This is a genomic window from Pseudomonas sp. ENNP23 (genome assembly GCF_001728945.1).
In the GTDB taxonomy this organism is placed as follows: domain Bacteria; phylum Pseudomonadota; class Gammaproteobacteria; order Pseudomonadales; family Pseudomonadaceae; genus Metapseudomonas; species Metapseudomonas otitidis.
The window spans coordinates 53,452-80,281 of record NZ_LYSP01000032.1 but is presented as its reverse complement, the minus strand read 5'-3'; the positions used below and the strand labels follow the sequence as shown (position 1 = coordinate 80,281).

Annotated in this window: 29 protein-coding genes and 1 pseudogene; 14 read left to right on the top strand and 16 right to left on the bottom strand. The window is 68.0% G+C overall.

Annotation, left to right across the window (positions count from 1 at the left end):
- The 3 genes and pseudogenes from A9G05_RS18215 to A9G05_RS18205 all read right to left on the bottom strand — a co-directional run.
- Positions 1 to 942, bottom strand: a pseudogene (locus A9G05_RS18215) (helix-turn-helix transcriptional regulator); the annotation flags it as partial.
- A gap of 287 nt (positions 943 to 1,229) precedes the next feature.
- Entirely contained in the window at positions 1,230 to 2,597 is a 1,368-nt protein-coding gene (locus tag A9G05_RS18210; RefSeq protein ID WP_069562314.1) for a DUF1329 domain-containing protein, read from the bottom strand.
- Positions 2,598 to 2,612: 15 nt separating this feature from the next.
- Positions 2,613 to 4,406, bottom strand: coding sequence for a DUF1302 domain-containing protein (locus A9G05_RS18205; protein WP_069562313.1), 1,794 nt, complete (start codon positions 4,404 to 4,406; stop codon positions 2,613 to 2,615).
- A gap of 238 nt (positions 4,407 to 4,644) precedes the next feature.
- Here A9G05_RS18205 and A9G05_RS18200 point away from each other — a divergent pair, with 238 nt between their 5' ends.
- From A9G05_RS18200 to A9G05_RS18190, 3 genes are all read left to right on the top strand, one after another.
- Complete coding sequence (locus A9G05_RS18200) at positions 4,645 to 5,382, top strand: nuclear transport factor 2 family protein (RefSeq protein WP_044411493.1); 738 nt, start codon at positions 4,645 to 4,647, stop codon at positions 5,380 to 5,382.
- Positions 5,383 to 5,480: 98 nt separating this feature from the next.
- On the top strand, positions 5,481 to 6,887 hold the full coding sequence (locus A9G05_RS18195; RefSeq protein WP_069562312.1) for an FAD-binding oxidoreductase: 1,407 nt from the start codon (positions 5,481 to 5,483) through the stop codon (positions 6,885 to 6,887).
- Between the two features lie 47 nt (positions 6,888 to 6,934).
- On the top strand, positions 6,935 to 7,279 hold the full coding sequence (locus tag A9G05_RS18190) for a cupin domain-containing protein (RefSeq protein ID WP_069562311.1): 345 nt from the start codon (positions 6,935 to 6,937) through the stop codon (positions 7,277 to 7,279).
- 719 nt (positions 7,280 to 7,998) lie between these two features.
- On the opposite strand, the gene A9G05_RS18185 is transcribed toward A9G05_RS18190, so the two are convergent.
- From A9G05_RS18185 to A9G05_RS18155, 7 genes are all read right to left on the bottom strand, one after another.
- A complete protein-coding gene (locus tag A9G05_RS18185; protein ID WP_069562310.1) occupies positions 7,999 to 8,769 on the bottom strand; it encodes a crotonase/enoyl-CoA hydratase family protein in 771 nt (256 codons plus the stop codon).
- A 124-nt stretch (positions 8,770 to 8,893) separates the two neighbouring features.
- Positions 8,894 to 9,805 carry an SDR family oxidoreductase gene (locus A9G05_RS18180; protein WP_069562309.1) on the bottom strand — a complete coding sequence of 304 codons (912 nt, stop codon included), beginning with the start codon at positions 9,803 to 9,805 and terminating at the stop codon, positions 8,894 to 8,896.
- Between the two features lie 141 nt (positions 9,806 to 9,946).
- Positions 9,947 to 10,198, bottom strand: a complete 252-nt coding sequence (locus A9G05_RS18175) for a hypothetical protein (protein ID WP_069562308.1) — start codon at positions 10,196 to 10,198, stop codon at positions 9,947 to 9,949.
- A gap of 207 nt (positions 10,199 to 10,405) precedes the next feature.
- Positions 10,406 to 11,290 carry an alpha/beta fold hydrolase gene (locus A9G05_RS18170; protein ID WP_069562307.1) on the bottom strand — a complete coding sequence of 295 codons (885 nt, stop codon included), beginning with the start codon at positions 11,288 to 11,290 and terminating at the stop codon, positions 10,406 to 10,408.
- On the bottom strand, positions 11,290 to 12,072 hold the full coding sequence (locus A9G05_RS18165; protein WP_069562316.1) for a class II aldolase/adducin family protein: 783 nt from the start codon (positions 12,070 to 12,072) through the stop codon (positions 11,290 to 11,292). The genes A9G05_RS18170 and A9G05_RS18165 overlap by 1 nt, the downstream gene beginning before the upstream one ends.
- 95 nt (positions 12,073 to 12,167) lie before the next feature.
- Positions 12,168 to 12,854: an LrgB family protein gene (locus A9G05_RS18160; protein WP_044411400.1), complete on the bottom strand. Its 687-nt coding sequence runs from the start codon at positions 12,852 to 12,854 to the stop codon at positions 12,168 to 12,170.
- A complete protein-coding gene (locus A9G05_RS18155) occupies positions 12,844 to 13,230 on the bottom strand; it encodes a CidA/LrgA family protein (RefSeq protein WP_069562306.1) in 387 nt (128 codons plus the stop codon). Before A9G05_RS18155 ends, A9G05_RS18160 begins: the two co-directional genes overlap by 11 nt.
- A gap of 95 nt (positions 13,231 to 13,325) precedes the next feature.
- On the opposite strand from A9G05_RS18155, the gene A9G05_RS18150 reads away from it, so the two are divergent.
- On the top strand, positions 13,326 to 14,231 hold the full coding sequence (locus A9G05_RS18150) for a LysR family transcriptional regulator (protein WP_069562305.1): 906 nt from the start codon (positions 13,326 to 13,328) through the stop codon (positions 14,229 to 14,231).
- Here the strand turns inward: A9G05_RS18150 and A9G05_RS18145 are convergent.
- Positions 14,228 to 14,686, bottom strand: a complete 459-nt coding sequence (locus A9G05_RS18145; RefSeq protein ID WP_069562304.1) for a cupin domain-containing protein — start codon at positions 14,684 to 14,686, stop codon at positions 14,228 to 14,230. The two genes, A9G05_RS18150 and A9G05_RS18145, sit on opposite strands and share 4 nt — an antisense overlap.
- The gene (locus A9G05_RS18140; RefSeq protein WP_069562303.1) at positions 14,686 to 15,135 is read right to left on the bottom strand and encodes a flavodoxin; all 450 of its coding nucleotides are present in this window, start codon (positions 15,133 to 15,135) and stop codon (positions 14,686 to 14,688) included. Before A9G05_RS18140 ends, A9G05_RS18145 begins: the two co-directional genes overlap by 1 nt.
- A gap of 98 nt (positions 15,136 to 15,233) precedes the next feature.
- Here A9G05_RS18140 and A9G05_RS18135 point away from each other — a divergent pair, with 98 nt between their 5' ends.
- On the top strand, positions 15,234 to 15,680 hold the full coding sequence (locus A9G05_RS18135; RefSeq protein WP_069562302.1) for a PAS domain S-box protein: 447 nt from the start codon (positions 15,234 to 15,236) through the stop codon (positions 15,678 to 15,680).
- A gap of 55 nt (positions 15,681 to 15,735) precedes the next feature.
- Here A9G05_RS18135 and A9G05_RS18130 read toward each other — a convergent pair whose 3' ends face one another.
- Positions 15,736 to 16,668 carry a MerR family transcriptional regulator gene (locus A9G05_RS18130; RefSeq protein ID WP_069562301.1) on the bottom strand — a complete coding sequence of 311 codons (933 nt, stop codon included), beginning with the start codon at positions 16,666 to 16,668 and terminating at the stop codon, positions 15,736 to 15,738.
- Positions 16,669 to 16,934: 266 nt separating this feature from the next.
- Between A9G05_RS18130 and A9G05_RS18125 the strand changes: the two genes are divergently transcribed.
- The 7 genes from A9G05_RS18125 (at position 16,935) to A9G05_RS18095 (ending at position 20,875) form a co-directional block, all read left to right on the top strand.
- A complete protein-coding gene (locus A9G05_RS18125; RefSeq protein WP_069562300.1) occupies positions 16,935 to 17,504 on the top strand; it encodes an antibiotic biosynthesis monooxygenase in 570 nt (189 codons plus the stop codon).
- A gap of 207 nt (positions 17,505 to 17,711) precedes the next feature.
- Entirely contained in the window at positions 17,712 to 18,422 is a 711-nt protein-coding gene (folM, locus tag A9G05_RS18120) for a dihydromonapterin reductase (RefSeq protein ID WP_069562299.1), read from the top strand.
- 22 nt (positions 18,423 to 18,444) lie between these two features.
- Entirely contained in the window at positions 18,445 to 19,002 is a 558-nt protein-coding gene (gene folE / locus A9G05_RS18115; protein ID WP_044411428.1) for a GTP cyclohydrolase I FolE, read from the top strand.
- A 2-nt stretch (positions 19,003 to 19,004) separates the two neighbouring features.
- On the top strand, positions 19,005 to 19,376 hold the full coding sequence (folX, locus tag A9G05_RS18110) for a dihydroneopterin triphosphate 2'-epimerase (RefSeq protein WP_069562298.1): 372 nt from the start codon (positions 19,005 to 19,007) through the stop codon (positions 19,374 to 19,376).
- Positions 19,377 to 19,470: 94 nt separating this feature from the next.
- Positions 19,471 to 19,764, top strand: a complete 294-nt coding sequence (locus A9G05_RS18105; protein ID WP_069562297.1) for a DUF1244 domain-containing protein — start codon at positions 19,471 to 19,473, stop codon at positions 19,762 to 19,764.
- Positions 19,761 to 20,102, top strand: coding sequence for a HopJ type III effector protein (locus A9G05_RS18100; protein WP_069562296.1), 342 nt, complete (start codon positions 19,761 to 19,763; stop codon positions 20,100 to 20,102). The genes A9G05_RS18105 and A9G05_RS18100 overlap by 4 nt, the downstream gene beginning before the upstream one ends.
- Before the next feature lie 170 nt (positions 20,103 to 20,272).
- Positions 20,273 to 20,875: a putative glycolipid-binding domain-containing protein gene (locus A9G05_RS18095; protein ID WP_069562295.1), complete on the top strand. Its 603-nt coding sequence runs from the start codon at positions 20,273 to 20,275 to the stop codon at positions 20,873 to 20,875.
- Positions 20,876 to 20,882: 7 nt separating this feature from the next.
- On the opposite strand, the gene trxB is transcribed toward A9G05_RS18095, so the two are convergent.
- Positions 20,883 to 21,830 carry a thioredoxin-disulfide reductase gene (gene trxB / locus A9G05_RS18090; protein WP_069562294.1) on the bottom strand — a complete coding sequence of 316 codons (948 nt, stop codon included), beginning with the start codon at positions 21,828 to 21,830 and terminating at the stop codon, positions 20,883 to 20,885.
- 264 nt (positions 21,831 to 22,094) lie between these two features.
- Here trxB and cysZ point away from each other — a divergent pair, with 264 nt between their 5' ends.
- Positions 22,095 to 22,841 carry a sulfate transporter CysZ gene (gene cysZ / locus A9G05_RS18085; RefSeq protein WP_069562293.1) on the top strand — a complete coding sequence of 249 codons (747 nt, stop codon included), beginning with the start codon at positions 22,095 to 22,097 and terminating at the stop codon, positions 22,839 to 22,841.
- 100 nt (positions 22,842 to 22,941) lie between these two features.
- Positions 22,942 to 24,132: a glycosyltransferase family 1 protein gene (locus A9G05_RS18080; RefSeq protein WP_069562292.1), complete on the top strand. Its 1,191-nt coding sequence runs from the start codon at positions 22,942 to 22,944 to the stop codon at positions 24,130 to 24,132.
- A 4-nt stretch (positions 24,133 to 24,136) separates the two neighbouring features.
- On the opposite strand, the gene A9G05_RS18075 is transcribed toward A9G05_RS18080, so the two are convergent.
- Entirely contained in the window at positions 24,137 to 25,096 is a 960-nt protein-coding gene (locus A9G05_RS18075) for a DegV family protein (RefSeq protein ID WP_069562291.1), read from the bottom strand.
- A gap of 569 nt (positions 25,097 to 25,665) precedes the next feature.
- Positions 25,666 to 26,775 carry an NADH:flavin oxidoreductase gene (locus A9G05_RS18070; protein WP_069562290.1) on the bottom strand — a complete coding sequence of 370 codons (1,110 nt, stop codon included), beginning with the start codon at positions 26,773 to 26,775 and terminating at the stop codon, positions 25,666 to 25,668.
- Positions 26,776 to 26,830: the final 55 nt, after the last annotated feature.

Sequence of the window (26,830 nt, the reverse complement as noted above, 5' to 3'; positions counted from 1 at the left end):
GCTGCCATCGCGGGCGCGCACCTGCCGGGCCAGGGGCGGGAACAGGCGGAACCAGCCGGGCGCCTCCGGCACGCTCTCGACAAAGCCGCCGAGGGCTTCCAGCTCACGCAGCAGGCCGGCGCCCTCCCCCGGGCCGAACAGGTATTCGCAGAGGTCGGCATTGAAGCGCGGCAGGTGCACCAGGGCGTGCCAGGCTTCGCTGAGCTCCTGGCCCAGGCCGGCGAACAGTTCGTGATCCAGGTAGCCCATGAGGGTGGTGGACAGGGCCTGGCGCTGCAGCGGATCGGCAAAGCCCCACTCCACCGGCTCCAGCAGGGCCATGCGCACCCCGGCGCACCAACCGCCGGTGCGCTCGTGCAGGCGCGCGGGCGCATCGGTCGGCCAGGGCTGGCGGGAGTCCCGCAGCAGCGGCACCAGTTCGTTGGACTGGAAGGCCAGGGTGGCGGCGTCGAACTCCAGCAGGTCGCCGTCGATCAGCAGGCGCGGGAGGTTGCAGGCGGGGCGGCGGCGGGTGCTCAGCCACCAGGTGATGGCGCCGCCACTGGCGGCGATGAGTCGGTCGAGGCAGGCGTCGAGGGCGGGGTCGGGTTGGCGGGCGTAGTCGTCCAGCATCAGCCAGGTGGGGCTGCGCCAGACGGCCAGGGCGCGCAGCAGGCTGGGCTCGTCGTCCGCCTCCAGCCCGAGCGCGGAGGCGAGGATGGCGCGCAACCCGGCCTCGCCCTCGCTGCCGCCCAGGGGCAGCCAGTGCAGGGCATGGCCCGGGGGCCGGCGCTGGGCGCACTCCAGCAGCAGCACGCTCTTGCCACAGCCGGCGGGCGCACAGAGCAGGCGCAGGCGCGCGGCGCTGGCCAGCAGGGGTTCCACCAGCCGGGGACGGGCGACATGCAGGGCCGGCAGCCTGGGCAGACACACCGGTGGCGCGATGAGGTTCAGTGAGGACATGCCGGCTGCCTCTTGTTCTGTTCAGGGCTGCTCGTGGCGCCACCCTAGGCGCGAGGGGTGGGCTTGTTGAAGGATCATTCAGCCCTCTGATCCGGGGCCATAAGGGACGGGGCCGAGTGTGCGGTGCCAGGCTGGTCATCGAACGTTGCGAATGGATTGCGGTGCGCCTTGCCAGGCGAGCCGCGAGGAGGATTGGGACACCGCCACAAAAAAGCGGCCCGAAGGCCGCTGTCATGCGTCACTGACAAGCAAGGGACCGCGCACGTCCTTGTGCGCGGGTGGGACAACTAGCGAACGCCGGCGTTGCGCAGGGCGGCCGGGGTGTAGTCGGCAGCCTTGCCGACGAAGCCGAACTCGAAGCTGCGCTTCTCTTCGTTCTTCATGCCCAGGGCCAGGTAGCGGCCGGCGATGATGTCGTACAGCGCCTCCAGGGTGTAAGCCGGTACCTGGTGATGGTAGTAGAACTGGGCGTGGCCCTCGGCGACGCGCCACAACTGGCCACGACCGTCGTAGTGGTCCACCAGGGCCACCTGCCAACTGTCTTCGTCGATGTACATGTGGCGCTTGGCGTAGATGTGCCGCTCACCCGGTTTCACCGTGGCCACCACCTCCCACACGCGGTGCAGTTCGTAGCGGGTCAGGTCCTGGTTGATGTGGCCGGCCTTGATGATGTCGTCGTACTTGAGCGAGGGCGAGTCCAGCTTGTAGCTGTTGTAGGGGATGTACATCTCCTTCTTGCCCACCAGCTTCCAGTCGTAGCGGTCCGGTGCGCCGGAGAACATGTCGAAGTTGTCCGAGGTGCGCAGGCCGTCGGCGGCGGTGCCGGGGCCGTCGTAGGCCACCTGGGGCGCACGGCGCACGCGGCGCTGGCCGGCGTTGTAGATCCACGCCAGGCGCGGCTCCTTCACCTGGTCGAGGGTTTCGTGCACCAGCAGCACGTTGCCGGCCAGGCGCGAGGGGGCGGTGACCTGCTGCTTGAAGAAGGTCAGCACGTTCTCGCCCTTGGCGGCCGGCAGGTCGGGCATCTCCTGGGGCACGGCCACTTCTTCCTCGAAGCGGATGGGGGTGTAGGAGCCGTTCACCTGGGGCGTGGCCTGGGTGATGACCCGACGCAGGTTGCCGCCCCGGTAGCGGGTGACGTGGTTCCAGATCACCTCGACGCCGCTCTTGGGGATGGGGAAGGCGTAGTAGCGGCTTTCGGTGAAGTGGGCGAGGCCGTTGCCATCGTTGATGGGCTGGACGTACAGCGCGCTTTTCTTCGCCGCGTCCTGCACCGCCTGGGGCACGTTCACCGTGCGGTGGGTGGGGTACACCGGGATGCGGTAGGTCTCGGGGTAGCGCTTGAGCATCGCCACCTGGCCGTCGGAGAGCTTGTCCTTGTACTGGTCCACGTTCTGCGCGGTGATGGTGAACAGCGGTGTCTCGTTGGCGAAGGGGTCGGCGAGAAAGCCCTTGGCGTCCACGGCCCCGGCGTCCTTGCCGATGCCGCCGGTCCAGGCGGGGATACTGCCGTCGGCATTGCCGGCCTGCTCCGCGCCCAGGGGGGTGAGGGTGGTGCCGAGCTGGGCGGCTTCATCGGCGGAAACTGCGGCCATCACCTGGCTGGCCAGCAGGCTGAGGGCCAGGGCGGTGCTTTGCAGGAGGGTCTTGCGCATAGTCGTTTCGTCCACTCAGAAGTTCATGCCGAAGCTGACGGCGAGGAAGTCGCGGTCCACCAGGGTGTTGTACTTGCCGCCGAAGAAGTCGGTGTAACTGAGGCTGGCGGTGTAGGTGTTCTGGTAGTCGGCATCGAGGCCGATGCTCAGGGCCTTGGCGCCTTCGTTGAAGAGGCCGTTGGGGCCGTAGCCGTCGACGTCGTGGGACCAGGCCACGTTGGGCTTGAGGTTGATGCCGGCGATGACGTTGGCGTAGTCCAGCACAGCGCGGGTGCGGTAGCCCCAGGAAGTGCGGGTGACGAAGCCGTGGGTGTCGCCGCCGAAGCCGTAGGTGCCGTAGACCGAGTCACGCCCGTAGCGCAGCTCGCGGGGGTTCTCCAGGCCGCCGACGCGGGCCAGGCCGACTTCGCCCACCAGGGTCAGGCGCTCGGCACCCAGGACCTGGTCGAAGAAGTGGGTCAGGGTGGTCTGCACCTGGGTGATTTCCTTGCGCCTGTAGCCGGTGTTGTCGGCGCCGGCCGAAGTGGCGATGGGCGAGGCAGTGCCACCGGCCAGCGGGTTGACCAGGGCCAGGGTCACGTCGTTGGTGTTGAGCTGGATCGGTGCGTTCGGGCGGTAGCTGATCTCGCCGCTCCAGGCGGTGCCGGTGGGCAGGGTGGTGGAGAAGCTCAGGCCGTAGAGCCGGATGTCCTCGGGGTACTCCAGGTAGTAGCGGCCGTTGCCCAGCAGGGTGCTCTGCGCCAGCCCAGCGCCCGAACCGGCAACGATGCCGTTGGCCGTGCTGATGATCCCGGGCAGTGCGGCGAGGGTCGCGGCGCTGGCGGTCTGGGTGCCCACCAGCGGCGTGCGGCTGTGGTAGTTCATGAAGTACGCGCCGTACTCGGTCTCGTCGCCCAGCCAGCGCAGGGCTACGCCGAACTGGCCGGAGTCGCGGGCGTCGCGGTCGCCACCACGGGGCAGGATCACGCCCTCGCGGGCCACCTGGAAGCCCTGGCCGAAGCCCGCGGCGATGGGCTGCAGCGGCGCGATGGCCGGGGAGCCCACGGTGTAGCCGGTCACACAGCCATCGGCGGCCACGTCGCCACCGAAGAAGGTGCCGCAGTTGTCCAGCACGGTCTGGTCCCATTCCAACTGGTAGAAGCCTTCCACGCTGAGCTGGTCGGTGAGGGTCTGGGACAGGTAGAACATGTTCACCGGGATCAGGCCTTCCTTGATCTCGGCGCCGGGACGGCGGAAGGCGGAGACGTCCACCGGGTTGATGGCGTTGATGCTGTTGCCGATGAAGGTGCTCTCGCCCCAGCTCACCACCTGCTTGCCGAGGCGGACGTTCCCCGGCAGGTCGGCGATTGTGTAGTTGTGGTAGACGAACGCATCCAGCAGTTGCGCGCCGGCGGACTTGGAGCCCTCCTTGCGATTGTGGTCGCTGATGGGCTTGAAGCGGCGGTCCTCGTCCTTCAGCTCGAAGTCGTACCAGTACTTGCCGCGCAGGAAGATGCCGGTGTCGCGGTACTTCAGCTCCAGGTCGTGGATGCCCTTGAAGATCTTCGAGAAGGTCTCGCCCTTCTTGAAGTTGAGGCGGCCGTCGTCACCGGTGGACGACTGGCCCTTGCCGCCGTTCACGGTGCTGATCAGGTCCGGGTCGCCGTTGCGCATGGACCAACTGGCGCCGACGGAGAGCGAGGAGTCGAACTGCCCCTCGATCTCGCCGATGTTGAAGTCCACGGCCTGGGCCTGGGTGGCGCAACCCAGGGTGATGGCGACGGCCAGCGCGTGCGGCCGGAAAACTGCGCGCGTTGTTGTTTTTGTCATGCGGCTTTCCTGGTGGGTGTAAGGAGGGCACCACCCTAACCAGTCACCCGCGCAGGCGATAAGCGCACCAAGGAGGGATTCATCCCTGTCGCTCTAAAGAGTGAATCCACCGCCGCCGCAGGCGTCTCAGAGGGCCTTGTGAGGCCGCGCGGGGCTTTGGCATCCTCCCCGCTTTGCCCCACCGGCCACCGCCATGAACGACACCGACGCCCAGACCCTGGCCACCCGCGAGGTGGTGATGCGCTATCACCTGAGCTGGAAGGCGCGCGACATCGACGCCGTGCTCGCCCTCTACCACCCCGAGGTAGAATACAACGACTTCTTCCAGAACCGCTGCATGCGCCTGGCGGAGCTGGGCGACTACGTGCGCGCCACCATGCCCAGCGCCCCGGACGACTTCCTGGTGCACAGCGACCGCATCCGCGTGGACGGCGACACCGCCTTCATCCAGTACAGCCTGCGGGTCGGCCGCAGCGGTACCTTTCGTACCAGCGAGGCCATTACCGTTCGTGACGGGCTGATCTGGCGCATCAACGAGTACGCCCTGCTGGTGGCCGATGCCCGCGCCAGCGGCGAGCCCGAGCGCTCCAGCCGCCCGGCCGCCAGCCGCCTGGGCCTCTCCGCCCGCCAGTTGAGCCTGCTGGCGCGGGACCTGGAGGACTACTTCCAGCGCAGCCAGCCCTACCTCGACCCGGCCCTGGACCTGCACCAGGTGGCCACCGCCACCGGCTACACCCGCAACCAGATTTCCTACCTGCTCAACCAGATGCTCGGCCAGAGCTTCTACCAGTACGTGAACCAGGCGCGCCTGCGTCACCTGCTGGCCCAACTGGAGGCGCAACGCTCGGTGGCACGCATCGACGAGCAAGCCTTCGCCGCCGGCTTCAACTCCCTCTCGGCCTTCTACCGCTGCTTCCGCCAGCACACCGGCCTGTCGCCCAAGGCCTACCTCAAGCGCCTGCAGGCCGAGGGCTGAGCGCCCCGCCGCCTTGTCGGCGTGCCCGCGCGCACGACAAGGCGACCGGCAGCCACTAGGCTTGCCGCCCACGATCCCTTTAGACCCGAGGAATGCCCATGCCGGCCTGGAAATCGATCAGCCTGTGGATGGACCAGCTCGACGAGCCCCTCACGCCCCGCCCGGCCCTGGGCGGCAGCCTGGAGGCCGACGTCGCCATCATCGGCGCCGGCTACACCGGCCTGTGGACCGCCTACTACCTCAAGCGCCAGGCCCCCGAACTGAAGGTGGTGGTGCTGGAGTCGGAAATCGCCGGCTTCGGCGCCAGCGGGCGCAACGGCGGCTGGCTGATGGGCAACCTGCTGGGCGAGGACCGCGCCCTGGCCCGCCTGCCCCGTGAAGAGCGCCGCGCCAGTTGGGACCTGCTCCACGGCATCCCCGACGAGGTGGCCGAGGTGCTCACCCGCGAGGGCATCGACTGCGACTACCGCAAGGGCGGCGTGCTCTACTGCGCGGCCCGCTACCCGGAGCAGGAAACCCGCCTGCGTCACTACCTCGACGACCTCCACGCCGAAGGCCTGAACGATGACGACTACCGCTGGCTCGCGCCCCACGAACTGGCCGGGCACATCCGCGTGGCCGGGGCCCTGGGCGGCCTCTACAGCCCGCACTGCGCCACTATCCAGCCGGCCCGCCTGGTGCGCGGCCTGGCCAGCGCCGTGGAGCGCCTCGGCGTGCAGGTGTTCGAACAGAGCCGGGTCACCGACTGGGCACCGGGCCGGGTCACCACGCTGCAGGGCGAGGTGAAAGCGCGCTGGGTGGTGCCCGCCGTGGAAGGCTACGCCGCAGCGCTGCCGCCCCTGGGGCGCTACCAGTTGCCGGTGCAGAGCCTGCTGGTGGCCACCGAGCCGCTGCCGGAATCCACCTGGGCCGAGATCGGCCTGGAACAGGGCCAGGCGTTCAGCGAATTCAGCCGCCAGGTCACCTACGGCCAGCGCACTGCCGACAACCGCCTGGCCTTCGGCGCCCGGGGCGGCTACCGCTTCGGCGGCCGCCTGCGGGAAGACTTCAACCTCGACGACGAGGAAGTGGGCCTGCGCCGCTACCTGTTCGGCGAGCTGTTCCCCATGTTGCGCAACGTGCGCCTGACCCACAGCTGGGGCGGCAACCTCGGCATGGCCCGGCGCTTCCAGCCGCACATGCTGGTGGACCGCGCCAACGGCATCGCCCTCTCCGGCGGCTACGGCGGCGAAGGCGTCGGCGCCACCAACCTGGGCGGGCGCACCCTGGCCGACCTCATCCTCGGCCGCGAGACGCTGCTCACCCGCCAGCCCTGGGTACTTGGCGACGGCCCGCTGGACCGCCTCGCCGCCTGGGAGCCGGAGCCCTGCCGCTGGCTCGGCTACAACGCCATCATCCGCAGCTTCGTCCACGAGGACCGGGTGCTGGCCAACCCCCACAGCGCCCCCTGGCGGCGAGCCCTGGCCGTGCGCCTGGCCGCCTTCATGGAAAGCCTCATGCGCTGACGCGGCCCCGCCGCGCAGCCCCCTCCCCCCTGATCGGAAGCCCTTGCATGAAAGCCACCCTGCTGCAGAACACCCACACCCTGCCCCTGTCCGAACCCAGCCCGGTGCCGGTGCCCGTCGGCGAGCCGGTGCCCCATACCCGCGTGCATTCCGTCGAGCGCACCGACGGCGTGGAAACCGGCGTATGGGAATGCAGCCCCGGCAAGTTCCGCCGGCAGATCGTCGAGCAGGAGTTCTGCCACTTCACCCACGGCAGTTGCACCTTCACCCCGGACGGCGGCGAGCCCATCGAGATCAAGGCCGGCGACGCCCTGCTGCTGCCCGCCAACAGCCTGGGCGTGTGGGACGTGAAGGAAACCCTGCGCAAGACCTACGTCATCATCAGCCGCTGAGCCTGGCGGCGTGGCCCGGGAGTGCTGCGCGCTCCTGGGTGAATGAATTGGCTCTACCTGCGTTAGCTGTTGTGGATTCAACGAAAAGGCTCAAGCACGACGCTTTCAGGACGATTCTGGATTCCTGGCACACCCACCGCATGGGTTTCGCTTCGCTCTACACCATCCTACGAAAGCCGCCAGCCACGGCGTCCACCCGGTGGTGATACGCACATCAACGTGAAGTATTGAGCATCGATGTTGGAGCAGCGGCCAAACGCCCCTTTCAGGAGGCCGAGCGCAATCGTCGTTTCAGGGGTTGAGCGACATGGATGTCGCGAAAGGCGTACTGGGCCATGGATGGCCCGTTACGCCGGGCCCCTGAAACGATGATGGAGCGAGGGAACCCGACGCAGTCGGGCCGTATGCAGGGGCGAGCCTCTTTGGTTTCTTTCTTGGCGATTGAAGAAAGAAACTCGCCCGGCAAGGCGAAACAGACCCCATCAGCAAGACTCGGCAATCAACCGGGCTCCAAATCCTCCAGCAACACTTAACGCAGACAGAGCCAATGAATTCGCCCCTACAGGGGAAGCGCCGTGGCAGATGCCAGGCGTAGGGTGGAGGTCGCTCTTTACCTCCACCAAACAAATGCCATCGGTCACACCGAGCCTGCCAATTCGCGGTTGAAACCGCTCCCACGGACGGTGTTCAGCGAACGAATCTGTGCCCACAACCCGCCGTCAGGAAAACTGCCCGTGACGCCCCTTGCCGGCGCTGAAGGCCTGGGCGCCGGCGCGGGTTTCGCCACTGTGGATAACCGCCAGGCCGCCCTCGAATTCATGGGCGATGGCGGCCTCGAACGGCAGGTTCCACTGGGCATAGGCGCTGGCGCGGTCGGCGAGCAGGCAGCGCTGCGGAAAGGCGGCGATCTCCCGCGCCAGGGCTTGCGCCGCCTCCAGCGCCGACCCGGCCGGCACCACGCGGTTCACCAGGCCGATGGCGAGCGCCTCGGCGGCCTGCACCGGGCGCCCGGTGAGGATCAGGTCCAGCGCCCGCCCCTGGCCGACGATGCGCGGCAGGCGCACAGTGCCGCCGTCGATCAGCGGCACGCCGAAGCGCCGGCAGAACACACCGAGCACGGCGTCCGCGGCCATCACCCGCAGGTCCGCCAGCAGCGCCAGCTCCAGGCCGCCGGCCACGGCATGGCCTTCGATGGCGGCGATCAACGGCTTGGCCAGTTGCATGCGGCTCGGCCCCATGGGTCCGTCACCGTCCACCTCCAGGCGGTTGCGCCGCTCGCCGTCTTCGGCCACCGCCACCAGGTCGGCACCGGCGCAGAAGGTGCCGCCGCTGCCGGTGAGCACCGCCACCCGCGCGTCATCGTCAGCCTCGAAGGCCCGCAGCGCCGCAGCCAGGGCCTCGGCAGTGGGCCGGTCGACGGCGTTGCGCACCTGCGGGCGGTCGATGGTCAGGGTGGTGATGGGGCCGTGCTTTTCGACGCGGATGCTCATCGGGGACTCCTTGGGGGGTAAACGCAGGCATGAAAAAGGCCGGCAAGATTGCCGGCCTTCACCCTAGTGCGTTCCCGGGGAGGTGTTCAGCCTGCTGGCGGAATTCCCTAGGAGTCTGGCGGGATCAACCCGTGTATTTCTGCAGGTTGGCCATCATTTCCTTGAGGGCTTCGACGTTGTCCGCCGGGTGGGCGGCGCCTTCGAAGTCGCAGATCTGCTGCCAACTGGCGGCCACGTCTTCGACGCTGAAGCCCTGGCGCGGATCGAAGCCGGCGCCCAGGCTGCGCTCCCAGCGCACCTTGCCGATCCAGCCGCCGCCCACTTCGAACAGGCCGGAGGTTTCCTGGCACTGCTCGCTGCCGAGGAACACCACCAGGGGGCTGACCAGCTCGGGCTTGAGCTGCTCGAACACCTGGGGCGGGATCAGGCCTTCGGTCATGCGGGTGCCGCCGGTGGGGGCGATGGCGTTGACCAGGATGTTGTTCTTGCGGCCTTCGATGGCCAGGGTGCGGGTCAGTCCGTAGAGGCCGAGCTTGGCCATGCCGTAGTTGGACTGGCCGAAGTTGCCGTAGATGCCGGAGGTGGACGAGGTGAAGATCACCCGGCCATAGCCCTGCTCGCGCAGGTGCGGCCAGGCGGCGCGGGTGACCTTGTAGGCGCCTTCGACGTGGACCTTGTAGACCAGCTCCCAGTCGGCGTCTTCCATCTTGTGAAAGGTCTTGTCGCGCAGGATGCCGGCGTTGTTGACCACCACGTCGATGCGGCCGAAGTGATCCAGGGCTGTCTGCACGATCCTGTCGCCGTCGGTGACGGAGTCATGGTTGGCCACGGCGGTGCCGCCCGCTTCGCGGATCTCGGCCACCACGCGGTCGGCGGCGGAGGCGTTGGCGCCCTCGCCATGGGTGCTGCCGCCCAGGTCGTTCACCACCACCTTGGCGCCGTGCTTGGCGAACAGCAGGGCATGGGCGCGGCCAAGACCGCCACCGGCGCCGGTGACTATGACCACTTTGTCTTCGAAACGGATCGATTCGCTCATGCAATGGACTCCAGGGCAGTTTCGGGTATCGGCCGAGTGTCCTGCAGTGCTGCCCGGCCGACAAGAAAGGTCGACGGCCATGAATGGTGGGCGATAACGGCGGGGGATGGCCGGGCGCGTCGCAGAGCGCCCGGCGGCGGCTCAGTCGAAGGGCATGAACAGCGCGCCACGCGGGCGCAGCTTGAACAGCCACCAGTTGTAGAAGGTGCAGAGCAGGGTCACCAGCAGGCAGGCGACGAAGCAGCCGACGCAACTGAACCAGACCCAGGGGGCGTTCTCGTAGTAGGCGGCGTAGGCCACCAGGCCGAAGCTGGCCAGCAGCAGGAGGATCGCCAGGCCACGCCCGGCGATGCGGAAGAAGGGATGCAGCAGCACCAGCAGCTTGTACAGCATGTGACCTCCGAGCCCGGGCACTGAGCCCGGGCGCATCTTGGAAAGTGAGGCCGCGATGCTAGGCCGAGGAGCCGCTGGCAGGCTGCCGGATTATTCCGAATGCACTACCGGACGGCTCCGGGAAGCGCCCCTAGGCGAACGTCCAGTAGCCGGCGCCTGCAGCGGCCACGCCCCCGAGGGCGGTCAGTTGCAGGAGTCGACGTCGTTTCATGCAGGGTTCTCCAGGGCCTGGCGGAACGCCAGGTAATGCTGCAGGACCTGGTTCGGTGCCTCGGTCTGCGGGTAATGGCCGATGTGTTCGAGGAGCACGGTGTCGGGCTCGGGGATCAGCTCACGGTAGCGCGCCACCATGTGGGCACCGGAGATGGGGTCGACGACACCGTCGATCAGCCGCAGCGGTACGCCGCCTTTCTGCATGGCGGCCACCCAGCGGTCGCGCTGCTCGCGGCGCTCGGGGATGTAGCGGATCAGCCGGTGCATCACCGCCGGGCCATCGTGGGCGGCCACCAGGCTCCAGAAGTCGTCCAGTTCCGCTGCCGAAGGCTGGGTCGCCGGGCCGAAGATCTTGCCGAAGTTCGCCCCCAGCTTGGCGCGGGAAAAAAACCGGCCGATCAGGGCCCCCAGGGGGCTGAGCAGCAGTTTCTGCACCAGCACCGGGTGGTGGGCCTCGGGGAACAGGCCACCGTTGAGGAACACGCAACTGGCGATGCGGGCGCGGCCTTCGTGGTGCCGCGCCAGCAGTTCCTGGGCGACGCTGTCGCCGTAGTCGTGGGCCAGCAGGTGCAGCGGGCCGTCGATGCCCAGGTGGCGCACCAGGGCCTGCTGCAGGTCGGCCTGTTCCAGCAGCCGATAGTCGTGGCCGCGCGGCTTGTCGGAGTCGCCGAAGCCGAGCATGTCGCAGGCGATCACCCGGTAGCGCTCGGCCAGGGGCTGCCACAGGTAGTGCCAGTCCCAGGCGGCGGTGGGGAAGCCGTGGATCAGCAGCAGCGGCTCGCCCTGCCCGGCCGCCCAGTAGCGGATGCGGTGGCGCTGGAACAGCAGGTCGCGGCCCTGGGCGCGCCAGTCACCCAGGGGGATACCCGGCAGGGCCATCAGTCGCGGTACCCGGGGTTCTGCTGGTCGAGCTTGCGCAGCAGCGCCGGCCACGGCAGCGCGCCGCCCATGCCGGTGGGGCTCTTCATCACGCCGGCGATCATCTGCCGGGCGCCGTCGAGAATCTGCTGCGGGATGTGGATCAGTTCGCCGCCGCCGCTCTGGGCCATCACCTGCACTTCGCAGGCGCGCTGCATCGTGAACATGCCGAGGAAGGCGTCGGCGATGCTGCCGAAGGCGGTGAGCAGGCCGTGGTTGGGCAGGATCATGAAGTTGGCGCTGCCGAGGTCGGCCTGCAGGCGGGCCTTCTCCTCGTGGTGCAGGGCCACGCCTTCGTAGCCGTGGTAGGCCAGGCTGGCGAGGACGAACAGGGATTGCTGGGAGAGCGGCAGCAGGCCCTGCTTCTGTGCCGAGACGGCGATGCCAGCCGGGGTGTGGATGTGCAGCACGCAGCCGACGTCCTGGCGCACTTCGTGGATGGCGCTGTGGATGGTGTAGCCGGCGGGGTTGATGTCGTAGGGGCTGTCCATCCGCTTGTTGCCGGCCAGGTCGACCTTCACCAGGCTGGAGGCGGTGATCTCGTGGAACATCATCCCGTAGGGGTTGATGAGGAAGTCCTCGGTGCCGGGCACCTTGGCGGAGATGTGGGTGAAGATCAGGTCGTCCCAGCCGTACAGGGCGATCAGGCGGTAGCAGGCGGCCAGGTCGATGCGGGTCTGCCACTCGGCGGCGGAGACCTGGTCCTTGATGGAGGGGCTGGGCGGAGTCTGGGCAGCGGTCACGGCGATCACCTCGTTGTTGTTGTGGGTGACCGGAGTCTAGCGAGGCCGGGCCACCCCGCGAGTCGCCTTGGCAGCCATCCTGATGACCGAGGGAGTCACAGCAGGTGGGTCAGCAGGGGTGCGGCGAACAGGTTGAGCAGCCCCATCAGGACCATCACCAGGCCGGCGACGGTGCCCTCTTCGCGCCCCACTTCCTGGGCCCGGCTGACCCCGGCGCCGTGGGCTCCGACGCCGAACAGGGCGCCCCGGGCGAGGCTGCTGCGCAGCGGCAGGAAGCGGATCAGCAGGCTGCCGGCGAGGGCGCCGAACACGCCGGTGATCATCACGAACACCGCCGTCAGCTCCGGTACGCCGCCCAGGCCCTGGGCCAGGGGCATGGCGAAGGGCGTGGTGATCGAACGCGGCACCAGCGAGCGGCTCACCGGCGCCTCCAGGGCCAGGGCCTGGGCCAGCCACCAGGAGCTGGCGATGGCCACGCTGCTGCCCATCAGCATGCCCAGCGAGAGCGCCGGCCAATGCCGGGCCAGCAGGGCGCGCTGCTGCCAGATGGGCACAGCGAAGGCCACCGTGGCCGGGCCGAGCAGCAGCATCAGCCAGTGGGTGAGCCCGGCGTACTCGGCATAGGCGGTGTGCAACGGCACGGCCACCGCCAGCAGCAGCGCCGGCACCAGGATCAGCGGCGACAGCAGGTAGCGCCCGCTGCGTCGGTACAGCCAGCGGCTGAGCAGGTAGCCGCCGAGGGTCAGGGCGAGCCAGAACCAGGCCATCGGATCAGTGCTCATGGCGTTCACTCCAGCGGCACACCAGTTCCACGGTCAGGGCGGTGGCGAGCATCACCAGCAACGTGCTGACGCCGATCACCAGCAGGATGCGCCAGCCCTCGCTGCGCAGCAGCGCGCCGTAGTCCAGCAGGCTCATCAGCGCCGGGATGAAGAACAGCAGCATCTCCGCCATCAGCAGCCCGGCACCCAGTTGCAACGCTGCGGGCTGCACCCAGCCACTGGCGAAGGCGGCCAGCAGCAGGCCGAGGCCGATCACCCCGCCGGGAATCGGCCAGGCCAGCCAGGCGGCGATCTGGCCACCCAGCAGGTAGAGGGCGATGAGCACGACGAGTTGCAGGACGAGGCGGGACAAATGGCTGAGGCGGGCGCGGGACATGGGATGCACTCCTGTGATGGCGTGCAGCTTAGGGCCGGGCCTATCATCCCAAAAGCGAATTGTTCGACTTGCTCCCATTCGAGATTGGAATAGCGATGGAATTTCACCAGTTGCGCAGTTTTGTCGAAGTGGTCCGCCAGGGCGGCTTCACCCAGGCGGCCAAGACCCTGCACGCCACCCAGTCCACCATCAGCAAGCAGGTGGCCCAGTTGGAGCAGCGCCTGGGGGTGCTGTTGCTGGAGCGCAACGGTCCGCACCTGCGCTTGACCGACGCCGGCACCCTGGTGCTGCGCCGGGCGGACGTGTTGCTGCGCCTGCGCCAGGACCTCTACAGCGAGCTGGACGACCTCAGCCAGTTGGCCCGGGGCGAGCTGCGCCTGGGCCTGCCGCTGCTGGGGGGCGAGGTGATGTTCGCCGAGCTGTTCGCCGCGTACCGGCAGCGCTACCCGAACATCGTGGTGCGGCTGTTTGAGGGCGGCAGCAAGCTGATGGAGGAGGCGCTGCTGCGCGGTGAGCTGGACATAGGCGGCAGCCTCACGCCCAACGATCCGGCGCTGGCCTTCCAGCCGTTCTGCAACGAGCCGCTGGACGTGCTGCTGCCTGAAGCCCATGCGCTGGCGGGGTGTGACGGCATCGCCCTGGCGCAGTTGAGAGACGCGCCCTTCCTGCTCTACCAGCAGAGTTTCACCCTCAACGACCGCCTGCTGCTGGCGTGTCGCCAGGCCGGCTTCACCCCACGGGAGGTGGGGCGCAGCGGGCAGGCGGACTTCCTCGCGGCGCTGGTGGCCGCCGGCCAGGGCGTGGTGCTGCTGCCGCGCATCGTCGCCCGCACGCTGGAACGACCGGGCCTGCGCCGGGTGCCGCTGGTGGAGCCGGACCTGCGCTGGGACATTGCCTTCGTCTGGCGCCAGGGCGCCTACCTGTCACGGGCGGCGCAGGCCTGGCTGGATCTGTTGAAGGAATATTCGCCGCTGACGGCATCAGGCGACGCAGCAGGCTAGAGGAATTGCCGATCCAGCAGCGGCCACTGGCGCTGGGCGTCGAGGTCGTCGGCGAGCAGGCGAAAGCCATCGAACTCGAAGGCCGGGGCGACGTTGCAGCCCACCAGGGTGTAGGCCCCGAGGGCGCGTGCCGCCTGCCAGGCATGGGCGCGCACGGTGCGCTGCGGCAGGCTGCCCTCGCCCACCGGCCCGAGGCGCTCGCGGCGCAGGGCCTGGGGGTCGTCGGCGATCAGCAGCTCCAGCGGGTCGCCTTCGTAGAAGTGCCAGGTCTCGTCGGCATCCACCCGGTGCCAGCGGCTGATGCCACCGGCGGGCAGGAGGAAGAAGATCGACGAGGACATCGAACGACCATCTGCCAGGCTGCCCTCGGCCTCGAACGCCCGGCGGTAGAAGCCGCCCTCGGGGTGCGGGGCCAGTTGCAGGGCTTCGATGAGGTACGCCGCGCGCGGGTGCATCAGGCGCTGAGTGCAGCGGCGAAGCGGGCGATCCAGGGCTCGGCGTCCACTTCCGGGGTGACGGTTTCGCTGGCGTCCAGGCGCAGCATCTCCTGCACCTCGCGCAGGCCCAGTTCGGCGTGCAGTTCACGCATCATCTCGCCGCCGCAGCAGAACTGGTCGTAGCTGGAGTCGCCGAGGGCCAGCACGGCGGCGGGACGGCCGCGCCAGTCGGGAAGCTGGTCACGCAGGACGTGGTAGAGGGGCAGCAGGTTGTCGGGCAGCTCGCCCATGCCGGTGGTGGAGGTCACACTGAGGAACGCTTCGGGGCCGAAGGCCTTGAGTTCGTCGAGGGTCATCCCGGCCTTGTGCCAGGCCTCGTGGCCGGCGGCCTTGAGCAGCCGCTCGGCGTGGCGGGCGACTTCTTCGGCGGTGCCGTAGACCGAGCCGGATAGGATGGCGACTTTCATGACTTCTCCTGTTAGCGCGAAATGAATCGCATTATGCCGCAACTGGCAGTCCGCCCCCGATGTTTTAGAATCCCTGCACCTCGAACCAGGAACTCGTCATGATCAACGCCAAACTGCTCCAGCTGGTGGTCGAAGCCTCCAACGACGGCATCGTCGTCGCCGAACAGGAAGGCGACGACAACATCCTCATCTATGCGAACCCGGCGTTCGAACGGCTGACCGGCTACAGCCAGGACGACATCCTCTACCGCGATTGCCGCTTCCTGCAGGCAGGCGACCGTGACCAGCTCGGCCTCGCGGCGATCCGCCAGGCGATCAAGAAGGGCGAGCCGAGCCGGCAGATCCTGCGCAACTACCGCAAGGACGGCAGCGTGTTCTGGAACGAGCTGTCCATCACCCCGGTGCACAACGAGGCGGATCAACTGACGTACTACATCGGCATCCAGAAGGACGTGAGCCCCGAGGTCGAGGCACGCCAGCGCGTGCGTGAACTCGAGGCGGAGGTGGCGGCCCTGAAGGCCCGCATCGCGGAACTGGAGGGCTGAGGCGTCAAGGCAGGCGAGGCCGCTGCGGCGGCGCAGCGGGTTCTTCCAGGTTCTGTCAGGTGTCCAGATGGCCGTCCAGCAGGCGGCGCAGACGCAGTTGCATGGTGCGACCCTCGCTGCCCAGAGTCGCCACCGGGCTACGTTCCAGGGCGCTGCCGATCAGGTCGGCGGCTTCGCCGGCCAGGGCCAGCGGGCACTCCACCGAGAGCGCCAGGCGCCCGAGGCGCGCCGCCAGGTCGTCCGCCGGCGGGTGGTTGGAGAACACCACCAGCGCCTGGGGCGCGATCTTCTCGCACACCAGCGGCAGCTCCTGGAACGGCTGATCCAGCCCCAGCACACGGATTGCACAGTCGCCATGGCTGAGCAGCAAGGCCGCTACCAGCAGCTCCAGCTCACGGCACTCGCCCTGCAGCGGGGCGACCACCACGCAATCTTCCCCATCCCCCGGTGACAACTGCAGGCGCTGCAACACGCGCCCGCGCAGGAAGGCGTCGAAGAAGGCCCATTCGCTGGCCACGCCGTATTCATCCTGGCGCAGCAGCAGGTCGCGCCAGAGCGGCATCAGCACGTCCTGGAACACCACGGTGAGCGGGTAGGTGGAGAACACCTGGCCATAGAGCCGCTCCAGGGCCGGGCCGTCGAAGGCCGACAGCGCCCGGCGCAACTGCGCCTGCCACTCGCCCCACTCCGCCATGGCGGCGGCCGGCTGCACCGGGGCGGGGGCCCGGGTGGAGGCGCTGCGGGCGAGGATCTGCCCGACCTTGCTGACCGGCACGCCGCGGTCGATCCAGGCCAGGATGCTGCGCACGGCCTCAACGTCGGCATAGGAATAGAGGCGGTGGCCGCTGTCGGTACGGGTCGGCTGGATCAGCCCGTAGCGACGCTCCCAGGCGCGCAGGGTGACCGGGTTGACGCCGGTGAGGCGGGAGACTTCGCGGATCGGGAAGAGTTCTTCCTGCTGCATGGCGATGGCTGCGTTATCGGTCATGGCAAAAGGTCTGGGCTTGAAAGCGCAGAGTTTAACCCAGGCCCGGCTCCTTGCTCAGTGCCCGGATGCGGTGCGGCATGCGCCATTGGCGCGCACCGAGCCGACTTTCACTGTCCGCTTGCCATCCGGCGGCCCCCGGCACGCGGCACTGGCGTATTCAGCCGAAACAGGAATAATCCTTGCCTCTGAAAGGAGCAGGCCCACCACCCCGGGCCGCTTCCCGCGCTGCCCCCACCCTGGGCAGCGCCCGCAACTGGAGATACACGATGTCTGCCGATCCCGTCACCCTCATGGTGGCGCGCCGGGTCACCCGCGAGCGCTACGACGATTTCATGGCCTGGCTGCGCGAAGGCGAGCAACTGGCCGCCGACTTCCCCGGCTACCTCGGCTCGGGCGTCCTGGCCCCGCCGCCCAACGACGACGAATTCCAGATGATCTTCCGTTTCGCCGACGAGCCCACCCTGGCCGCCTGGGAGCATTCCGCCTCGCGCCGTGCCTGGCTGGAACGTGGTGCCGGCCTCTTCGACCGCCCTCATGAGCACCGCGCGCTGGGCCTGGATGCCTGGTTCGGCAATGCTGACCGCCGGCCGCCTCGCTGGAAGCAGAGCATCGCCATCTGGCTGGCCTTCTTCCCGGTTTCGCTGGGTTTCAACCTGCTGTTCGGCCCCTGGCTCGGTGGACTCGACCTGCTGGTGCGCGTCTTTATCAGCACGCTGGTTCTGACGCCGCTGATGACCTACTGGTTCATCCCGTTATCCACCCGCCTGCTGGCCCCCTGGCTGAACACACCGGCTTCCCGCACCCGCCGCCCCGGCTTCACGGCCCCCTCCCGATAACGTCACAAAGGTTGTACAGAGGCAAAATCTGTACAACCTTACGGCACCCTCTCTTTTTCTATAACCCCACACGAATCAAGGACTTGGCTGAATTCACGGTCGGAATTCGGATTTCTTCAGCGCCAAGAATTGTACAAACCCAGGCTTCTGGTATAAGTTTTCACCATTCCGCCCCAGCCCGGGGCAACGTCCTGCCACGAGGCCCCCATGAGCCCTTCGGCCGCCCCCATCCTGATCACCGGTGCCAGCCAGCGCGTGGGCCTGCATTGTGCCGAACGCCTGCTGGACGACGGCCAGCCGGTGATCATCAGCTACCGCACCGAGCGCGACGGCGTGCACCGGCTGCGTGAGCGTGGCGCCTGCGTGATCGCGGCGGACTTCTCGGACGAGGCCGGCATCCTCACCTTCATCGAGCAGCTCAAGGCCGCTACGCCGAGCCTGCGGGCCATCGTGCACAACGCCTCCGACTGGCTCACCGAAGCCCCCGGCCACGAGGCCGAGGCCTTCCAGCGGATGTTCAGCGTGCACATGCTGGCGCCCTACCTGATCAACCTGCATGCCGAGGCGCTGCTGCGCCACGGCGGTCCGGCCGACATCGTCCACATCAGCGACGACGTGGCGCGCAAGGGCAGCGAGAAGCGCATCGCCTACTGCGCCAGCAAGGCCGGGCTGGACAACCTCACCCTCTCCTTTGCTGCGCGCTATGCCCCGGCCATCAAGGTCAATGGCATCGCGCCGGCGCTGGTGATGTTCAACACCGGTGACGACGCCACCTACAGGACCAAGACCCTGGCCAAATCTGCCCTCGGCATCGAGCCCGGGCCGGAAGTCGTGTACCAGGGCCTGCGCTACCTGCTGGACAACCCCTACGTCACCGGAACGACGCTAACCCTCAATGGCGGCCGCCACCTGAAGTGAACCGGCCGTACGGACTGCCAAGATGAATGACGACCTGTCCTCCCACTACCGGGAAATCCTCATGGGCGTGGGTGAAAACCCCGAGCGCGAAGGCCTGCTGGATACGCCCAAGCGGGCTGCCAAGGCGATGCGCTACCTGTGCCGTGGCTACGAGCAGAGCCTGGAGGAAGTGGTCAACGGCGCGCTGTTCTCGTCCGACAACGACGAGATGGTGACCGTGAAGGACATCGAGCTCTACTCCCTCTGCGAGCACCACCTGCTGCCCTTCATCGGCAAGGCGCACGTGGCGTACATTCCCACCGGCAAGGTGCTCGGCCTGTCCAAGGTGGCGCGCATCGTCGACATGTTCGCCCGCCGCCTGCAGATCCAGGAGAACCTCACCCGGCAGATCGCCGAGGCCATCCAGCGCGTCACCGGCGCCGCCGGCGTCGCCGTGGTGATCGAGGCCAAGCACATGTGCATGATGATGCGCGGCGTGGAGAAGCAGAACTCGGTGATGACCACCTCGGTCATGCTCGGGGCCTTCCGCGAATCGCCGAGCACCCGCCAGGAATTCCTCAAACTCATCGGACGGAGCTGAGCATGCCGAGACTGGAGCCAGGAATGGCGCGGATCCGCGTGAAGGACCTGCGCCTGCGTACCTACATCGGGATCAAGGAGGAGGAAATCCTCAACAAGCAGGATGTGCTGATCAACCTCACCATCCTCTACCCGGCCGCCGACGCGGTGGACTTCAACGACATCGACCATGCGTTGAACTACCGCACCATCACCAAGGCCATCATCCAGCACGTCGAAGAGAACCGCTTCGCCCTGCTGGAGCGCCTGACCCAGGAGATCCTCGACCTGGTGATGACCAACCCGCGGGTGCGCTACGCCGAAGTGGAAGTGGACAAGCCCCACGCCCTGCGTTTCGCCGAGTCGGTGTCGATCACCCTCGCCGGCCATCGCTGATCCCCGCTGCCCGGCCCCGCGCCGGGCATTGCCGTCCCCGGGAGCGGCTCTTATCATCGCCGCGCCCTCCTCACCGATCCCAAGGAGTCCTCCGATGAACGAGCAACAGCGCCTCGAACTCGAAGCCGCCGCCTTCCGTCGGCTGGTCCAGCACCTGCGCAGCCGCACCGACGTGCAGAACATCGACCTGATGAACCTCGCCGGCTTCTGCCGCAACTGCCTGTCCAAGTGGTACAAGGCTGCCGCTGACGACCTCGGCGTCGAAGTCAGCCCCGAGCAGGCCCGCGAAGAGATCTACGGCATGCCCTATGCCGACTGGAAGGCCAAGTACCAGAAAGAAGCCAGCGCCGAGCAGCAAGCGGCCTTCGACAAAGCGAACAAAGCATGAACGACCTGAATGCATTCCGTAGCCGCCTGGCCAGTGGCGAGCACCTCTTCGCCGACACCCTGGCCTTCATCGCCGCCGGCTACGACTACCAGCCCTGCGCCTTCGTCAACGGCGGCGTGGAGAACGCCGCCGGACAGAACGAAGGCTCCTGCAAGACCCTGGGCCTGGCCCTGCTGGAAAGCCTGAGCCGCGATGAGGCTCTGCTGGCCTTCGGCGAGCACTACCGCGCCGTGCTGGCCACCCCCGAGGGCAGCGATCACGGCAACATCCGCGCCCTGATGAAGAGCGGCCTGGACGGCGTTCGATTCGACGGCGAACCGCTCAAACGCAAAGCCTGAGGCGCCTCGGGGCGGCGCTCAACGCGCGGCTCATCTGTCAGAGAACGCTGACAGACGTCACGAAAGGAACAACGTATCCTACGCGACGTAACGGGAACACCAGGGAAGGTGTCCTACGCCCAACACCCGTTGAGCGTTCCCCCTTCCCGTGCAGTTTCGGAGTCGCATGGATGCAACAGACCCTCGTTTGGAAACCCTGGTCCCACCCTGGCGTGGAGCACCTGCGCCTGCACCGTGCCGCCGATGGCGTCCACGTCAGCAGCCACCTCATGCAGAGCCGCGGCGGCAGCAGCTTCGCCGCCACCTATGTGCTCGACTACGACCCTGAATGGCGCTTCCGCCAACTCTGGCTGAAGGTCGACGACCACGGCCCCCGCAGCCTGCGCCTGCAGCGTGACGACGACGGCCGCTGGAGCCTGGACGGGCAGCCCTGCCCGGAACTGGAGCACTGCGACCAGGTGATGCTGGGCGCCAGCCCCTTCACCCACAGCCCGATCCTGCTGGGCAAGCCGCTGGAGACCTGGGAAGAGCACACCCATCGGGTGGCGCACATCGACCTGCCCACCCTGACGGTGCAGGCGCGCCCACAGCGCTACCGCTGCGTGAAGCGCGACGCGCAGTTGAGCCGGTACCACTGGGAGCAGGAAGGCGACGCGGGCGGCGAACTGACCCTCGACGACCGGGGCCTGGCCACCCGCCTCGAAGGGCAGTTCCTGCGCCTGGATGCCCGCACCCTGCGCCTGACCGAACTGCCCATCAACACCTGGGTCTGACGCCCCCTCAAAGCGCGTCGAGGTAGCGCTCCACGTCCAGCGCCGCCATGCAGCCGGCGCCGGCGGAGGTGATGGCCTGGCGGTACACCGAGTCGGCCACGTCACCGGCGGCAAAAACCCCGGCCACGCTGGTGGCAGTGGCATTGCCATCGCGCCCACCGTTGACCACCACGTAGCCGTCGCGCAGGGCCAGTTGGCCCTCGAACAGCGAGGTGTTCGGCGTGTGGCCGATGGCGACGAACAGGCCGTCCACCTTCAGCTCGTCCATCTGCCCGTCGCGGCCGCGCAGGCGCACGCCGGTCACGCCCATCTCGTCGCCCAGCACCTCGTCCACCTCGGCATTGAGCTTGAGCACAATGCGTCCTTCGGCGATGCGTGCGCGGAGCTTGTCCTGCAGGATCTTCTCGGCGCGGAAGGTCTCGCGGCGGTGCACCAGGGTCACCTTACTGGCGATGTTGGCCAGGTACAGCGCCTCTTCCACGGCCGTGTTACCGCCGCCCACCACCGCCACCTCGCGGTTGCGGTAGAAGAAGCCGTCACAGGTGGCGCAGGCGGATACGCCCTTGCCCATGAAGCGCTCCTCGGAGGGCAGCCCGAGGTAACGGGCGCTGGCGCCAGTGGCGATGATCAGCGCGTTGCAACTGTAGGTGCCGCTGTCCCCCACCAGGGTGAAGGGCTCGCCGGCCAGGTCCACGGCATTGATGTGGTCGAAGACGATCTCCGTCTCGAAGCGCTCGGCGTGGGCCTGCATGCGCTGCATCAGCGCCGGCCCGGTGAGCCCGTGGGCATCGCCCGGCCAGTTGTCCACCTCGGTGGTGGTGGTCAGTTGCCCGCCCGCCTGCAGGCCAGTGATCAGCAGAGGTTTGAGGTTGGCGCGGGCGGCATAGACGGCCGCGCTGTAACCGGCGGGACCGGAGCCGAGGATGATGACGCGGGCGTGGCGAGTGACGGACATGGCGGACACCTCAGGTAATAAAAAGAGGCCGCTGCGAGCACTAGGGGAAGGCTAAGGGAATGCAGCGGCCTCACGAACCAGCGGGAGCCGGCGAGCCCCCGAAAATGCTGGCAAGGCTACCGACGCCGCCCCCGGCCACGGAAATGTGCATTGCTTATCCCCTCGATAGGGCGCCCCTATCGCCGGGTGGGCGTGTGACGCCAGCGCTTTTACCGCCACGGCAAAGTCGGTAAGGTCCGCCAGTCCCCTCTCATGGAGCGCCCGATGACCGCCCCTGCCCTGTCCGGCCCGCAATACCTCGGCGAAGGCCTGAAACTGATCCTCCGTCCCGGCCTGCGCCTGTTCGTGCTGCTGCCGCTGACCCTGAACCTCGTGCTGTTCATCGCCCTGATCGGCTTCGCCATGCGCGAATTCGGTGGCTGGGTCGATGCCTTCATGCCCAGCCTGCCCGACTGGGCGAGCTTCCTCGAATACCTGATCTGGCCGCTGTTCGTGGTGCTGGTGGTGCTGCTGGTGTTCTTCAGCTTCACCATGATCGCCAACATCATCGCTGCGCCCTTCAACGGCTTCCTCGCCGAGAAGGTGGAAGTGGTGGTACGCGGCCAGGACGACTTCCCGCCCTTCAGTTGGGCCGAACTGGTGGCCATGGTGCCGCGCACCATCGGCCGCGAACTGCGCAAACTGGGCTACTTCCTGCCGCGCGCGGCGGGCCTGCTGATTCTCAGCTTCATCCCCGTGGTGAACCTGGTGAGCACGCCGCTGTGGTTCGTCTTCGGCATCTGGATGATGGCCGTGCAGTACATCGACTATCCGGCGGACAACCACAAGCTGGGCTGGAACGAGATGCTCGCCTGGCTGCGCGAGAAGCGCTGGCAGAGCCTGGGCTTCGGCGGCTCGGTGTACCTGGCGCTGCTGATCCCCTTCGTCAACATCGTGATGATGCCCGCCGCCGTTGCCGGCGCCACCCTGTTCTGGGTGCGTGAAGGCGGCGACAAGGCCCTGCCCCGCTGATGCACCGGCGCGGGCCGGGCCCGCGCCGCCCTCACCTGCCGTCACCGGTCGGTCACATAAAATTCACACAGGCTAAACGGCGGGCGTCGACACTGAAGCCATGAGCCTGCCTGCCCTTCGAATCGCCCTTGTCAGCGAAACCTATCTGCCGGAAATCAACGGCGTCGCCAACACCCTGTCGCGACTGTGCGAGGGCCTGCGCGCACGCGGGCACCAGTTGCAGTTGGTGCGACCCCGCCAGGCCGTGGACCAGGGCGTGAAGAGCAGTGACGAGCTGCTGCTGGTGCGCGGCTGGCCACTGCCCGGCTACCCCGGGCTGCAATGGGGCCAGTCGAGCCTGCACAAGCTGCTGACACGCTGGAAGCAACGCCGCCCGGACGTGCTCTACATCGCCACCGAAGGCCCCCTCGGCCTGTCCGCCCTGCGTGCGGCTCGGCGCCTGGGAGTGCCGGTGATCAGCGGCTTCCATACCAACTTCCAGCAGTACACCGGCCACTACGGTATGGGCGTGCTGACGCGCCTGCTGACCAACTACCTGCGCTGGTTCCACAACACCTCGCAACTGACCCTGGTGCCCAGCGCCAGCCAGAGCGAAGAGCTGCGCCGTCGCGGCTTCGAGCGCTTGGCGCTGCTGGCACGCGGTGTCGACGGCCAGTTGTTCACCCCGGCCCGACGCTGCCAGGGCCTGCGGGAAGCCTGGGGGCTGGAGCCGGACGACATCGCCGTGCTGCATGTCGGCCGCCTGGCCCCGGAGAAGAACCTGCGGCTGCTGGCGCCCACCTTCCAGGCCCTGTGCAAGGCCCATCCCCAGCGCCGCCTGAAGCTCATCGTGGTGGGTGACGGCCCGTCGCGCGCTGCCTTGCAGACCGAGCTGCCGGAGGCGTTGTTCTGCGGCGTCCAGCGCGGCGAGGAACTGGCCCGCCATTACGCCAGCGCCGACCTGTTCCTCTTCCCCAGCCAGTCCGAGACCTTCGGCAACGTGGTGCTGGAGGCGCTGGCCTCGGGCCTGGCGGTGGTGGCCTTCGACCAGGCTGCCGCCGCCCAGCACATCCGCCATGGGCACAACGGCGCCCTGGCGGTGCCCGACGAGCCGGTTACCTTCAGCGATGCCGCCTGCTGGTTGCTGGAAGACGACGAGACCCTGCGCCGGGTGCGCCTCAACGCCCGCCAGCACGCCGGCCGCCAGGGCTGGGACAGCATCGTCCAGCAGTTCGAGCAGCACCTGCGCAGCGTGGGCCCCGCCGAGACGGCCCTGCCCGCCGAAGCTCGCCTGCAGCCGCCCTCGCCCTGAGGCATCAGCCGAACGGCCGGGCCGGGGCGGCGAAGGCCAGGCTAAGGGCACCACGCCCGAGGTTGATGGCGCCGGTGGGGCTGAGCATCGCCACCTGCAGCACCACATCCCGCGCGAGGCAGGCCGCCTCCAGCTCGGCAAAGCCCGCCAGGTCACGCACCAGGGACAGTTCCCCGGCATAGCTGATGCACAGCTGCGGCGCCAACAGGTCGCCTGCCATCACCCGTGCGCAGGCGTGGGCGAACAGTTTCTCCGCCGCCCGCTCGAAGCTGGGCGCCAGGGTCACGGGCTTGTCCTCGCCCTGCTGCACGCTGATCACCGGTTTCACGTCCAGCAACGAACCGATCCCCAGGGCCGCGCCACGCATACGGTCCAGCAACCCGCTGCGCTCGCCCTTCTGGAAGCCACGCTTGCGCAGGTGGCCGAGGTCATCGGCGATGAGGAAGGTACACACCGACTCGGCCAGTTGCTCCAGCCGGGCCCGCACGGCACTGGGGTGGCCGCCCCCGGCAATCAGCCGCACGGCCTCGGCGGCCAGCACCGCGCTGCCGGCAAACAGCGTGCGACCGTCGATCACCCGCATGGCGAACGGCGTGGCCAGCCCGGCCGCACTGCGCCGCTCGCGGTAGCACTGCAGCAGGCCGAAGGAAGCCTGGGTGGCGTGCTCGAAGATGGCGCTGCGCTGGGCGGAAAGGGTCAGGCAGATGACGTGGTCGTACTGGGTCACCAGCTCCTCCAGGAACCAGGCCTGGGTTTCCGCAGCGCTCAGCGGCTCGCTGCCATCGCCGGGGCCAACCCGGGGCAACTGGTCCACGTAGAAACGCCCGGTGACCTCGGGAATGCGGCGGTCCACCAGGGTGTCCTGGCCGAGGCGGATACGGATGGGCAGAACGCGGATGCCCCGCTCCGCAATGAAGGCCTGAGGCAGATCGCAGGTAGCATCCACCACCAATCCGGTGCGCATGGGACGACTCCTAGGGCCGGTGGACCGGCCGCTTGTTGTGGTGCCCGGACCATGCGCCTTCGTCCGGGGCAAGTCAGCCCAACCGATTGAGGGTTTGTGGTGAGGGTGGCGTGTCGAAGGCCGTGCCCTAGCCCACTAGTTGAGGGACAAAGCTGATTATCGAGTTCTGCGGATGTTCTTTGTTTCGCCTTCCCAGGCGAGTTTCTTTTTTCAATCGCCAAAAAAGAAACCAAAAAGGCTCGCCCCGCCATCCGGGTCCCGCTGCGCGGGACTTCCCTCGCTCCGTCGCTGCTACGGGGGCCGGCGCGATGGGCCATCCATGGCCTGACGCGCCTCTCGCGGCATCCATGCCGCTCGTCCCCCTGCGCAACGACTGCGCTCGGCCTCCTGAAGGGGCAGTTTCCCTGCCTCACCCTCTTGGCAAGCACGACCACCGAGTGCGCTCATGACTTGCTGCCTCAGAGCGTTCGGCGCCGGCGAGTTGCAAAAACCGTAGCCACAAAAAAGCCCCGCACGAGACGGGGCTGGAAATGGGTGCGCCGGCCAGGCCGGCGCACCGGGGGTCGTGCTCAGACCAGGCTGGTCAGGGCGTCGCGGCTGAACGGCAGGATGTCCTGCATGCGGCCTTCGCGGACCTTGGTCGCCCAGTCCGGGTCCACCAGCAGGGCGCGGCCCACGGCCACCAGGTCGAACTCCTGCTTGTTCAGGCGCTCCAGCAGGCCTTCGATGTTGGCCGGCTGGGCGACCTTGTCGGTCTTGACCATGAACTGCAGGAACTCGCCATCCAGGCCGACGCTGCCGACGGTGATGGTGGGCTTGCCGGTGAGCTTGCGGGTCCAGCCGGCCAGGTTGAGGTCGGAGCCGTCGAACTCCGGCTCCCAGAAGCGGCGGGTGGAGCAGTGGAAGATGTCCACACCGGCCTCGGACAGCGGCTTGAGGAAGCCTTCCAGCTCTTCGGGGGTCTGCACCAGGCGGGCGGTGTAGTCCTGCTGCTTCCACTGGGAGAAGCGGAAGATGATCGGGTAGTCAGGGCCGACGGCTTCGCGCACGGCCTTGATCACCTCGATGGCGAAGCGCAAGCGGTTGGCCAGGCTGCCGCCGTAGCCGTCGGTGCGCGGGTTGGTGCCGTCCCAGAAGAACTGGTCGATCAGGTAACCGTGGGCGCCGTGCAGCTCGACGCCGTCCATGCCGATGGCCTTGGCGTCACGGGCGGCCTGGGCGTAGGCGGCGACGACCTCGTCGATGTCCTGCTGGGTCATGCCGTGGACCACCACCTGGCCGTCCTTGAGCTTCTCGCTGGGGCCGTAGCCGGGGACGCTGGCGTCCGGCTCGGTGCCCAGGCGACGGACGTTACCGACATGCCACAGCTGCGGGACTATCTTGCCGCCTTCGGCGTGCACGGCATCGACCACCTGCTTCCAGCCGGCCAAGGCGTCCTCGCCGTAGAAGCGCGGGACGTGGGGGTAACCGTTGGCGGCCTGGTGGCCGATGGTGGTGCCTTCGGTGACGATCAGGCCGACACCAGCCGCGGCACGGCGGCGGTAGTACTCGACCACCTGCTCGGTGGGCACGCCGCCCGGGGAGAAAGAGCGGGTCATGGGCGCCATCACCACGCGGGTCGGCAGCTCCAGGGCGCCGAGGCGAAAGGGGGCGAACAGGGCGTCTACGGATGCGGTCATCGGGGTCTCCTGATTCCGGCCAAGTGACCGGTCGTCTCGTTTGAAGGCTTTAGGG